Below are 12436 nucleotides of genomic sequence, written 5' to 3' on the forward strand. Positions count from 1 at the left end.
ATCTCAGGAGGCAATACCATGTCGAATGAAGACAACAACCTGCCCCTTATCAACAGACGCCAACTACTGGGCACGACTGCCGTGGCCGCGGCCGCGGGAGCGGCGACAGCTAGCGGTGCGTTGAGCCTTTCAGGCGGGGCGTCTCCGGCGATGGCCCAGGAACGTCCGAAGGCGGAGGTGCTACCCGGTGAGCTCGACGAATACTACACGTTCTTCTCGAGTGGCCAGTCGGGCGAGGTCCGCATCGTCGGTGTTCCGTCGATGCGGGAAATCATGCGCATTCCGGTGTTCAACCGCTGCAGCGCCACGGGATGGGGCCAGACGAACGAGAGCCTGAAGGTTCTCACGGAGAACATGCGGCCGGAGACGGTAGAGTTTCTCAAAGACCGCGGCGGCGTCTACCAGAACGGCGACCTCCACCACCCGCACCCGTCGTTCACGGACGGCACCTACGACGGCCGTTACCTCTTTGCCAACGACAAGTCCAACACGCGCGTCTGCCGCATTCGCCTCGATGTCATGAAGTGCGACAAGATCATCGAGCTTCCCAACCAGCACACCGTACACGGCCTACGCGTCCAGAAGTTCCCCAAGACAGGCTACGTGTTCTGCAATGGCGAAGACGGTGTCCCGATCCCCAACGACGGCAAGGTGCTGGACGATCCAAAGCAGTACCAATCCATCTTCACAGCGGTCGATGGCGAGACGATGAAAGTCGCCTGGCAGGTCATGGTCGACGGCAACCTCGACAACGTCGATGCGGACTACCAAGGCAAATACTGCTTTTCGACCTGCTACAACTCGGAGGAGGGTGTAACTCTTGAACAGATGATGAGCAAGGACCTGGACTGGGTCGTCGTGTTCAATCTCAAACGCATCGAAGAAGCGGTCGCCAACGGTGACTTCAAGGAAATCGGCGGCGTTCCCGTCATCGATGGCTCCCACGGCTCGAAGTACACCCGCTACATTCCGGTTCCGAACAGTCCCCACGGCATCAACACGGCCCCCGACGGCATACACTTCGTAGCCAACGGCAAGCTTTCGCCGACGGTCACCGTCTTCGACCTCCGCAAAATGGACGACCTGTTCGATGACAAGATTCAGCCGCGTGACACCGTCGTCGCCGAACCTGAACTTGGGCTTGGGCCGTTGCACACGGCGTACGATGGGAGGGGAAACGCCTACACCACGCTGTTCCTCGACAGCCAAGTGTGCAAGTGGAACATCGAGGACGCCATACGGGCGTTCAAAGGCGAGAAAGTCAATCCCATCCGCCAGAAGCTGGATGTCCACTACCAGCCGGGACACAACCACTCCTCGATGGGCCAGACGAAGGAGGCCGACGGAAAGTGGCTCATCTCGCTCAACAAGTTCTCGAAGGACCGCTACCTCAACGCCGGTCCGCTGAAGCCGGAGAGCGACCAGCTGATCGATATCTCAGGCGATGAAATGGTGCTGGTCCACGACAACCCGACCTTCGCCGAACCCCACGACGCGACGATCGTGCATGCGTCCAAGATCAATCCGGTTCACGTGTGGAACCGCGATGACCCCTTCTTCGCCGACGCGGTCGAGCAGGCCAAAAAGGACAACATCGACCTCATGCTGGACTCCGATGTCAAGCGCGATGGCGACAAGGTGCGGGTTTACATGACGTCCGCGGCTCCCGCATTCGGGCTGGAGTCCTTCACCGTCAAGGAGGGCGATGAGGTTACCGTATACGTCACCAACATCGACGAGATCGAGGACCTGACGCACGGCTTCTGCATCGTCAACTACGGCATCAACATGGAGATCGGGCCGCAGGCGACGGCGTCGGTGACCTTCAAGGCGGCCAAGCCCGGGGTCTACTGGTACTATTGCACATGGTTCTGCCATGCGATGCACATGGAAATGAAGGGCCGCATGATGGTCGAACCGAAGTCGGTATGATGACGCGCGTGACGATCATAGCGATGGTGGCCTTCTGGGTCGCCATCGCCATCCCCGCCGAGGCCGCGGAGCGGACAGTCACGCCTGCCGACAACCTGGCGGCGATCATCGAGGCGGCATCGCCGGGGGACCGCATCACCCTGCGGCCCGGCAAGCACAAGGGTCCAGTGAAGATCGCCAAATCCGTGACGCTGGAAGGTGAACCTGGCGCTGCGATCATGGGCGACGGGAAAGGCACCGTCGTCACCATTGATGCGGCTGGCGTAACACTCCGCGGCCTTGAAATCAGCGGTTCTGGCACGAATCTCGAAGGCATGGACTCGGGCGTCTTCGCGACCGAGAACGCGACAGGCGCGCTCATCGAACGGAACAGGGTCACCGGAAACCTCTACGGCATCTACGTCCACGGGGCCGCCGATTCCTTGCTCCGCCAAAACACGGTCATCGGCATGAAGGCGGGCCGCATGAGCGAATTGGGCAACGGGATCGCGGTCTGGAACGCGCCAGGTGCCAAGATTGTCGACAACGACGTCAGCTTCGGCCGCGATGGCATCTTCACCATCGCGAGCAAGCGCAATGTGTTCAGCGGCAACAAATTCCATGACGTGCGGTTCGCGATCCATTACATGTACACCAACAACAGCGAGATCAGCGGCAACACGTCGACGGGGAACGCCGTCGGCTATGCGCTCATGTTCTCCAACAGGCTGAAAATCATCGGCAACGTGTCTGACGGCGACCGCGATCATGGCCTCGTACTGAATTTCGCCAACGGATCACAAATAGAGGGGAACACCGTCATTGGACGGATGCAGCCCCAGAGCCGATGGACAACGGCCGGGAACCGCGACCCCGCGGACAAAATGCCTTCCGATGACAGCCCGGTGAGCCCCGACGCCAACCTCTCGGGCGAGAGACTGGGCCCGGAGAAGTGCATTTTCATCTACAACGCCAACAAGAACCGTCTGAAGGGCAACAGGTTCGACGGTTGCTCGATCGGCATTCATTTCACGGCCGGCTCGGAGGGCAATTCGATTAGCGGGAACGCCTTCATCAACAACCGCAATCAAGTCAAATACGTGGGAACTCGGTATCTCGATTGGTCGGTGGACGGCCGCGGCAACTACTGGAGCGACAATCCGGCGTTCGATCTCGACGGAGACGGGCTCGGCGACAACGCCTACCGGCCGAACGACGTCATGGACAAGGTGATGTGGACCGCTCCTCAGGCGAAGTTCCTGGCCACGAGCCCCGCGGTCCAGGTCATCCGCTGGGCTCAGGCTCAATTTCCGGCCTTGCTGCCGGGTGGCGTCGTCGACAGCCATCCCCTGATGGCACCTCCAACCCAAGGGAGGTCGGCGCAATGAATGCCACGACGGTAGCGATGTCAGGAGTCGGCAAGCGCTATGGCAGCGTCGAGGCGGTCCGGGACGTCACGTTCGAACTCAACGAGGGGGAGACTGTCGCGCTCGTCGGCCACAACGGAGCCGGCAAGACGACGCTGATCAAGCTCATGCTTGGCCTGATCCGCCCTTCGACGGGCAGCGTGCTTGTTCTCGGCGAAAACCCTGCCAAAGGCGATTTCGAAGTTCGGAGGCGGCTCGGCTATCTGCCGGAGAGCGTGTCTTTCCACATGGCCCTGACGGGGCGGGAAACGCTGGCCTTCTACGCCCGCCTCAAGCGCGTCGAGGTCTCATCGGTGCCCGAGCTTCTGGAGCGGGTCGGACTGGCTCCGGCAGCAGCCGACCGTCCGGTTCGGACCTATTCAAAGGGCATGCGCCAGAGACTGGGACTGGCGCAGGCGTTGCTTGGCCATCCGCGGGTGCTGCTCCTGGACGAGCCCACGAGCGGTCTCGATCCGGCTCTTCGTCGGCGGTTCTACGATATCCTGGACGGACTCCGCTCCGCCGGAACGACGATCCTGCTTTCGTCGCACGCGTTGACCGAACTTGAAGGCCGTGCCGATCGCGTCGTGATCGTCAACGAAGGCGAGAAAGTCGCCGATGGATCGCTGGACACTTTGCGAAGTTTGGCTCACCTGCCCACGCGCGTGACCGTCAAGCTTGCGACCGGCAAATCGCCTGCCGGCTGGAACGCCGGAAGCGGTTGGAGGATCACAGGCGTCGACACCGTCGAGACCGAGGTGGCGCTGGAAAACAAGGTCGCACTCCTTCGGGCGGTCACGGCCAACCCCGCGGAGGTTGCCGGGCTGCAACTCGTAGAGCCGACATTGGACGATCTCTATGCCCATTTTCTTGGCGGGCGAAAGGCGGCCGAATGAAGAACGTCCTTATCATCGCCCGCAAGGAAATCCGCGAAGGATTGCGCAATCGGTGGGTGCTCGGGGCGACCCTCCTCCTTGCGGCGTTGGCGCTCACCCTCACCTCGCTGGGCAGCGCTCCAACGGGCAACGTCGGGGTCAACAAGCTCGACGTGGTCATCGTCAGTCTATCCAGCCTGACCATCTTTCTCGTGCCGTTGATCGCGCTCCTGCTCTCGCACGACGCGATCGTTGGCGAGATGGAGCGCGGCACCATGCTGCTGCTTCTAAGCTATCCGATCGGACGCAATCAGGTCATTCTCGGCAAGTTCCTCGGTCATATAGCCATCCTCTCCTTTGCGACGCTCTGCGGCTACGGTGCCGCCGCGCTGGCGCTCGCAATCACGGGGGCCGACATTGACGCTGCCAGTTGGTGGGCGTTCCTCAACATGCTCGGATCGTCGGTGCTCTTGGGCGCGGTATTCGTCGCGATCGGATACCTCGCCAGTGCGATCGTCAGCGAGCGGAGCACGGCGGGTGGCATAGCCATCGGCATCTGGCTGCTTTTTGTCCTGATATACGACATGGCCTTGCTCGGAGCGCTGGTCGCGGCGAGGGGGCATGCCATCCCGTCAGGCCTACTGGATGCGGTATTGCTGTTCAATCCAACCGACGCCTACCGGATGCTCAACCTCGGCTCGGGCGAGGCGAGCGCCCTTTCGGGTCTGGGTGGCGTCGCAGAGCATTCCGGACTCAACGCCGCGATGCTGGTCGCAGCGCTCGCTGCGTGGACCGTAGTGCCGCTTGCGCTCGCCGCGGCCGTCTTCTCGAGGAGGGAGCTATGAGACGTGCTTTGGTGGCCGCGGCACTCCTGTCGGCGTTTCTGCTCGGAGGCTGCACGGAGGAGCAAAAAGCTCCTCCCCCGGCACCATACGCGCTGACGTCCGAGGCGATAGGCAGGTACTGCGGCATGAACGTGCTCGAACACCCAGGGCCGAAGGGCCAGATCATTCTCGACGCGCAAGTTCCCGAACCCATCTGGTTTTCGTCCGCCCGCGATGCTCTGGCGTTCACCATGTTGCCGGAGGAGCCGAAGGACATCGCGGCGATCTACGTCTCCGACATGAGTAAGGCACCGAACTGGGAGAAGCCCGGAGAGAACAACTGGATTGACGCCCGCAAGGCGTTCTACGTCATCGGCAGCTCTTTGCGGGGCGGCATGGGAGCCGAAGAGGCGGTGCCCTTCTCTACTGAAGAAGCGGCACGACAGTTTTCCGTCAAGAACGGCGGGCGCGTCGTCGCATTCAGTGAGGTCCCGCAGGACTACGTGCTGGGCCCAGGCGGTGTCGACGCCACGACCATCAGCCCGGTCGACACGGAGGAGAAGGTGGAAGGGCACGACCATGGCTAAAAGATACACTCGACGCCGCGCCATCGCGATCTTCGCCGCAGCGGCCGGTTTGCCCCTCCTGACGGCCGCAAAGGCGGCGTCGAGCGTCGTCACCTGGAAGGGGCAAGCTCTCGGCGCGCCAGCAACACTGATCCTCAATCACGAATACCGCGTGCGCGCCGAACGGTTGATCGACGCGATCGTCGCCGAGGTCACGAGGCTAGAACGCGTGTTCAGCCTCTATCGCGACGATTCCGCACTTTCCGAGTTGAACAGGGTCGGCGCTCTGGTCGCGCCCCCGCAGGACCTCGTGGCCTTGCTTGGCTCCTGCCAGGAATTTTGGAACATGAGTGACGGTGCGTTCGATCCCACTATACAGCCACTGTGGTCGCTATACCGAGACCACTTCAAACTGCCCGAAGCGGACCCCTCCGGTCCATCGGCCGAAACGATCAGAGATGCACTCGATGCCGTTGGCTTCGACAACATCGAATTCAACAGGGATCGCATTGTCCTAACCCGACCCCAAATGGCGGTGACTTTGAATGGCGTAGCCCAAGGCTACATCACGGACAGGATCGTGGACTTGCTGAGAGGGGCCGGGGTGACCAGCAGTCTCGTGGACATGGGGGAAGACCGCGCTATAGGCTCGAGGGCGGATGGAACGCCGTGGCGGATCGGCCTTGCAGAGCGACAGGACGACGCGTTTCCCGACGTCGTTCTTGAAGTCACCAATAAGGCAGTCGCAACGTCGAGTGGGACGGGCTTCCATTTCGACGAGGCACAGCGCTTCAGCCATATTCTTGACCCGCGCACCGGAGAACCGGCTGCATTGTACAGGCGCGTGACTGTCATCGCCGATGATGCGACCACTGCAGATGCTTTGTCGACGGCATTCAGCTTGATGCATGAGACCAGTATTCGATCGACGATAGACCGCAGATCAGGCGTTCTAGTTGACCTTGTCCGGGCGGACGGCGGCCATCGCCGTTTCGAAACGTGAGCCTGAAATCGCGCAACGCTGGTGCTCGCATTTTCCATAGCGCAACCACAACAACCCCCAACGGAGTACTTGAGCATGCACCTTCTGAAAAATTTGGCCGCGGCGACTATGCTTGCAGTGATCGCAATTCCGGCTGCGGCTGCCGACTTCGAGGTTCATATGATGAACAAGGGCCCTGACGGGGTGATGGTATTCGAGCCTGTGCTGACGAAGGTACAGCCGGGTGACACGATCACCTTTCTTCCCACCGACAAGGGTCACAACGCTGAAACGATGAACGGCCTGATCCCCGAAGGGGCCGAAGCCTTCAAAAGCAAGATCAACGACACTTTGAAGCAGACCTTCACGGTGCCAGGAGCATACGTGATTAAATGCACGCCGCATTTTGCGATGGGGATGGTCGCCGTTGTCGTAGTTGGCGACTCTCCGGCGAACCTCGATTCGGTCAAGTCCGGGAAACTCCCGAAGAAGGCCCGGGAACGGGTCGACAAGGCGCTTTCGCAGCTCTAGGCGGATGCTAAGAGAAAGCCGGCGGTCGAAAAGGTCGCCGGTCTCTTTTTTTGGACGTTCGGAGGAATCTCACAACAAATACACCAGTTAAGTTCAGATTCATGAGAGCGTGCGCGTAGCTACCCTGAACCCGCATCCTAAGGCGACCTCCAGCTCAGGGGAGTGCAGCTACCGCGCTGACTTTTTACTCGTCTCAGGGAGAGAGTATGTGCTAATTTAACTCCCTCAAGCCAAAGCGGAAAGCAGTTCCAGTTTTTCCTGATCAGCGCCAGCCTACCGGCGCGAGGCGCGACCCCGCGATATATGCCGTAAGCTTCATGCCGCCTTCAAACTCTGGGAGGAATGCCATGGGCGACGTCGCAATCAAGAGCCCGATGCAATACCTCGACAAGGCCACCGGTGCGCTGCGCGATCTTGGCCTTATGCCGTCGAAGGTCGAGGACGCCCCGATCAACAGCCTGCTGGAGCAGATCTCGACCTTAGAGCCGGACAAAATCGCGGCGATCGCGCGCACCCTTGGCCAGGCCTCGGTTTTCAATGAGGTCGTTCGCGAACAAACTACGGCGATGGACATCGGCACGCGCTACCAAGAGCTGGCCAAGAGCTTCGACTCCATCCGCGACGACGCCAAGGCCATGGTCGACCAGATCGACGACGGCAAGCTCGATATCTTCGAGCGCGTCGCCAACGTCTGGACTAAGCTCTCCCGAGGCGACATAGCCGACCGCTTCGATACCATCAAGGCGACCTATCTCGACGTCTCCAAGGCCACCAAGGACCAAATCCAGCGCGAGGGAACTATTCTCGAAGCTTATCGGGACTTCCGAGGCGCGCTCAAACAGTCCGAGGTGTTGGCTCTGGAAGTACTGAAGTCGGCCGAGCAACGCCTCGCGGAGGCCCAGGCTGTACTCAAGACTGCTTCCGATAAAGTCGCCAATTTCGCAGGGACCGAGCCCGCTGAGCGCGCCAAGCTGGAGTTGGAGCGCGACGAGTGTCTCCGCCGCACGCAGGACGAGGACAAGCGCTACCAGATCGCCAAAGACCTCTCTGACAATCTGACGGTCAGCTACAATACGTCCGAGGTCGTGATGACCCGACTGATGCAGACGACCAACGCCAAAGAGCGCGTCTACGCGCAGTCCGTGAGCTTTTTCTCCACCAACGACAGCGTGCTCACAGCGCTCAAGGCGTCGTTCAGCGGCATGTTCGGACTGCATGAATCCACCCAGACGCTGGAAGTCATGAAGGAGGGCATGTCGAAGAGTATCGAGGTGCTGGCCGACATGGGAGGCAAAGTGCAGGAAGCCGCCGTGCGCGCCGGCTACGGGCCGACCATCCGCGCCGACGCGGTTAAGAAGCTCGTCGAGAGCGTCATTGGCTTCCAGGAGAAGTCACTCGGCATCGTCGCCGAGATGCGAGACATGTCGACCAAGAACTCGGCTGAAATCCGAGACGCTGTTGAAGACGGCACGAAGCGCATCACCAGGCTTGTCGCCGACGGCAAGGCACTTGGCATCAATGGTTGACACTGTCAACGCAACCGGTCAGCCCGCTTCTGAGGCTCTGCCCCGCGCCGCCGGGCGCGCCGGCACGCTCGATGAACTGATGTTGTCGATGGACGTTGTCGACACGCTGCGCCATCAGGAGGGTCTCGTCTCCCGCGAACTCGACGAGGATCGCCGCGAGCAAGAGCTGTTGGACCGGCTCCGCTCCACATACAAGAGCCAGGGGATCGACGTTCCCGACCGCCTTCTCATCGAAGGCGTTAAGGGGATGAAGGAGAGCCGGTTCGTCTACACGCCCCATCCGCCATCGATGGGCGTGACGCTGGCGAAGATGTGGGTGAGGCGTGGCCGCATCGGCGCCATCGCCGGCGTGCTCTTCGGCCTCGTGGCAGCGGGTTGGCTCGGCTACTCGCTGCTTGTGGAGCGCCCCGCGCGGCTGGCGGAGGAACGGGCCCGCATTGAGCTTACCGAGACCATTCCTGCCTCGCTCGAACAGGTCCGCGCAGATGTTCTTGCCGACGCCAACGTTGACGAGGCGAAGCAAAGGGCCGAGCAGCTTTACGCCGACGCACAGTCGGCGCTGAAGGCCGGCGACGCCGCGGCCGCTCGGACACTGCTCGGCGCTCTGGAAACGCTCCGGGCCGAGGTGCGCAGCACCTATCAGCTTCTCGTGGTCTCCCGCCCTGGCGAACGCTCCGGCGTATTCCGCGTTCCCGAAAACAATCCAAGCGCGCAAAACTACTACCTCATAGTGGAGCCGGTTTCCGCAGATGGGAAGGTCCTCTCCGTCCCTGTGACGAGCGAGGAGGACTCAAAGAGTGCGGTGGCCAACAAGTGGGGTGTCCGTGTCTCCAAGCCGGTCTACGACACTGTCGCTCGCGATAAGCAGGACGATGGCATCATTCAGAACCGGCGCATCGGCGAGAAGAAGCGCGGCGAACTCGTCGTCGACTGGACGGTTCCTATGCCCCCCGGCACCGGCGGCGCCATCCTGAACTGGTAGGAACTTGACGATGATCAGCGGCCAGCAGGCTCTAAGGCAGATCGAACAGGCGGGCGCCGACATCCGCTCGCAAGAGAACGCCCTCGATACGGCGTTGCGGTCAGCCGACGAGGCGACAGTGCGCCTTCAAGCCGACCGCACGGGGCTCGTCCGCCAGCTCGCCCAGATCAGGCTCGATGCGCTGCAGAAGGAGAAGATCGTCTCTCAGCTTGATCTCGCCGAGCGGCAGGCCCTCCAACTCCTGGCGGAAGACCGCCAACGCCTCGACGACTTGTCCGAGCGTCTGGCCGAGGCGACGAAGGCCACCCAGGCAGCAGAGAGCGAGCGTCACGCGGCACTCGCCAAAGTAACGGTGGCGTTGGAAGCGCTGGAAGAACTTCAGGCATCCGTCGAACCGAAGGTGCGCGGCAGCGCGGAGTGGATCGCACAAAAAGGGGCGGTTGACCGGGCGGCCACTATTGCCGAAGCATCCGACAGCAAGGCCAAGGCGAGCGAGGCAGACCGGGAGGCAAAGCGCGTGCCCTATGAGGCGGATCCATTGTTCATGTATTTGTGGAAGCGGAAGTTCGGTACTTCCGACTACCGCTCCGGCTTTTTCGTGCGCTTCTTCGATCGAAAGGTCGCGAACCTCGTGAACTATATTGATGCGCGCACCAACTACACCATGTTGAACGAGATCCCGACCCGGCTCCGCCAACACGCTGACGATTGTAAGGCCACGCTTGATGCTGAGAAGGCCAAGCTCGTGGACATCGAGCAGGCCGGGTTGCGCGTGGCCGGGAGTACTCCCCTGGAAGGCGCGCTCGCGAACGCGCGCGCGGAGCTGGTAGCGTCGGAGGAGCGCCTCGGCAAAGCGCAGGCTGAGATGAAGGCCTGCGATGCCGAACGGGATGGCGCGTTGGTGGGCGAGGGGACGTCCGCCTATCACCGCGCCATCGAGCTAATGGCGGCGGCCGATGAGCAGCAGGACGTCCGCGAACTCACGGCCGAAGCCGCTCAAACCAAGAGCGCCGAGGATGATGCACTGGTTCGCAAAATCGCTGAGATTAACGAGGCGCTCGCATCGGCTGAGCAGGAGGCCGGCGAACTCAGACGCAAAGCGCAGGTCATCGCCCAGCAACGAGCGGAAATCGAAGCCCAGCGCGACCAATTCCGCCGGCAGGGCTACGACAATCCGATGGGCCGGTTCAACAATGACCAAATCATAGGCGAGGTACTTGGCAGCATCCTCAAGGGCGTCGTGCAGGGAGCGGTTGTTGGTGGCGTGCTGCAAGGCGGCTACAGCCAGCGCGCGCCCCGAGCCGACAGCGGTTTCGGCGGCGGCGGCGGCTTCACCCTGCCGGATTTCGGCGGAGGGGGCGGCGGCTTCCGCACCGGCGGGGGGTTCTAGACCCCACCCTCGATCGATGCATCGAAAAGCGTCCAGACCGCGAGAGCTGCCGTGACGAACCTCGGAGGGCGGCTCGGGTCACTCGGACCGATTCCAAAGGATCTGGTATCCACCGGCGTCATCAACGAACACTGTGGCAGCACGGCCGCCGATGGTCCCACGTGCGACTCCTTCAACTCTCATTTTCTTGTGAAAGCGTACATCGTCGACGCGCTCAACTGCGCCGTCAGTATTGCCGTCCCATCGGTAGAGATTGAAGGGCGCCTTCGATGCGCTGGTGGCGTTTCCCACGATGATGAGAAAGTCACCTTCAGAGGTATTGTACTCGATACCCCGAATTCCCTGGTCATCTTGTTCCTGGTCAATTCCAAGCAAAATCGCCGGGAGCATCTCAAAATTGCCCAACGTCCACGGACCGCCAACGTCATTCACGCGCACGCGAAGAATAATCGGTCGGCGGTCTATCACAGGCGTCCGCAAGCCAAGCAGGAGGATGCGCTCCGCGGGATGCCAGCCAAGCCCCTCAATGTTCAACCCTCCATCGTCAGGCAAGCAATTGGGTGCCTGGCCCAATTCCGGCGCGTTGTCGATCAACCAAGCGCGAAACCCCTGGAGCAGCTCAGCTTGAAGCCTCCCTTCACCATCAATGGCAATTCGCAGCAGACCGTCCCTGGCCGGCACCTCCTCGCCGTGCCGCGCTGCCTTCTTCTTGCCCGACTTCCTCCGCTTAAGGCTTAGCGATGAAATGGCAAGGATGAACCTGCGGCCTTGATCCTCAACCAAAGCCATTGCCTCCAGGTCATCGACACTTGCTGCTGAGATCCCTTCTATCGGTCGCCGCGCAATTGGACTTGCAGCCTGACCGTCGGAACCAAGCCGCAATTCAAAGAGAGCATCACCAATATTGTTGTCGCAAAACAGAAAGCGTGAATCGTCGATCGCTACAATGTCCGAGGCATTGTACGGTTCACCCCCACGAGGGGGCCGCTCCGCAAAATAGTTCGGTTTGATTTTTCCGGGTTTCACAGCCGATCTTCTCAAACGAATAGCTCACAAACTCGTGCCGCCGTGCCCGGAAAACAATACATCGTTAGCGCAATCAATCAAAGGTGGGGGCAAGTGATCGCCCATAATGAGATGCTTTCCCGTCTCTTGCGACCTCAAGATTTGAAGTGCGAACGAAGGATCCGTATCTGACAAAAGATCCCCATCTGGCCATTACCTCGAACGGAGGTCTGACGTTAGAACCGGACCCGTTGCCAACGGCCTACGTCTTCGCTAACCCCACCGATTGCATGCGTAAAAGAGTCGCCAAAAACAAAAGCTCCTCGACGCTTACGCGGAGGAGCTTTCGGCAAAACGACTTGAATGGCAAAATATTCAAGCTTCAGTGGTTGCGGGGGCAGGATTTGAACCTGCGGCCTTCAGGTTATGAGCCTGACG

At 60.9% G+C, this 12436-nt stretch carries 11 protein-coding genes; 10 read left to right on the plus strand and 1 reads right to left on the minus strand.

Going from position 1 to position 12436, the window contains the following annotated elements:
* Window positions 1–18 precede the first annotated feature (18 nt).
* The 10 genes from nosZ to IB238_RS14110 all read left to right on the plus strand — a co-directional run bounded on the left by nosZ (window position 19) and on the right by IB238_RS14110 (window position 10993).
* Window positions 19–1932 (plus strand): TAT-dependent nitrous-oxide reductase, encoded by a 1914-nt coding sequence (nosZ, locus tag IB238_RS14065; RefSeq protein WP_192247193.1) that lies wholly within the window; start codon window positions 19–21, stop codon window positions 1930–1932.
* The gene (locus IB238_RS14070) at window positions 1929–3299 is read left to right on the plus strand and encodes a nitrous oxide reductase family maturation protein NosD (RefSeq protein WP_192247195.1); all 1371 of its coding nucleotides are present in this window, start codon (window positions 1929–1931) and stop codon (window positions 3297–3299) included. The genes nosZ and IB238_RS14070 overlap by 4 nt, the downstream gene beginning before the upstream one ends.
* Entirely contained in the window at window positions 3296–4213 is a 918-nt protein-coding gene (locus IB238_RS14075) for an ABC transporter ATP-binding protein (RefSeq protein ID WP_192247197.1), read from the plus strand. The genes IB238_RS14070 and IB238_RS14075 overlap by 4 nt, the downstream gene beginning before the upstream one ends.
* Entirely contained in the window at window positions 4210–5037 is an 828-nt protein-coding gene (locus tag IB238_RS14080; protein WP_192247199.1) for an ABC transporter permease, read from the plus strand. The genes IB238_RS14075 and IB238_RS14080 overlap by 4 nt, the downstream gene beginning before the upstream one ends.
* Complete coding sequence (locus tag IB238_RS14085) at window positions 5034–5603, plus strand: nitrous oxide reductase accessory protein NosL (protein WP_192247201.1); 570 nt, start codon at window positions 5034–5036, stop codon at window positions 5601–5603. Before IB238_RS14080 ends, IB238_RS14085 begins: the two co-directional genes overlap by 4 nt.
* The gene (locus IB238_RS14090; protein ID WP_192247203.1) at window positions 5596–6585 is read left to right on the plus strand and encodes an FAD:protein FMN transferase; all 990 of its coding nucleotides are present in this window, start codon (window positions 5596–5598) and stop codon (window positions 6583–6585) included. The genes IB238_RS14085 and IB238_RS14090 overlap by 8 nt, the downstream gene beginning before the upstream one ends.
* Window positions 6586–6660: 75 nt before the next feature.
* On the plus strand, window positions 6661–7095 hold the full coding sequence (locus IB238_RS14095) for a pseudoazurin (RefSeq protein WP_192247205.1): 435 nt from the start codon (window positions 6661–6663) through the stop codon (window positions 7093–7095).
* Window positions 7096–7442: 347 nt separating this feature from the next.
* Entirely contained in the window at window positions 7443–8621 is a 1179-nt protein-coding gene (locus IB238_RS14100) for a cell surface protein (RefSeq protein WP_192247207.1), read from the plus strand.
* The gene (locus IB238_RS14105) at window positions 8614–9603 is read left to right on the plus strand and encodes a DUF6384 family protein (RefSeq protein WP_210333492.1); all 990 of its coding nucleotides are present in this window, start codon (window positions 8614–8616) and stop codon (window positions 9601–9603) included. Before IB238_RS14100 ends, IB238_RS14105 begins: the two co-directional genes overlap by 8 nt.
* Window positions 9604–9613: 10 nt before the next feature.
* A complete protein-coding gene (locus IB238_RS14110) occupies window positions 9614–10993 on the plus strand; it encodes a hypothetical protein (RefSeq protein WP_192247209.1) in 1380 nt (459 codons plus the stop codon).
* A 78-nt stretch (window positions 10994–11071) separates the two neighbouring features.
* Here IB238_RS14110 and IB238_RS14115 read toward each other — a convergent pair whose 3' ends face one another.
* On the minus strand, window positions 11072–12019 hold the full coding sequence (locus IB238_RS14115; RefSeq protein ID WP_192247211.1) for a DUF3616 domain-containing protein: 948 nt from the start codon (window positions 12017–12019) through the stop codon (window positions 11072–11074).
* Window positions 12020–12436: the final 417 nt, after the last annotated feature.

Origin of the sequence: Rhizobium sp. ARZ01 (assembly GCF_014851675.1) — a bacterium.
In the GTDB taxonomy this organism is placed as follows: Bacteria; Pseudomonadota; Alphaproteobacteria; order Rhizobiales; family Rhizobiaceae; genus Mycoplana.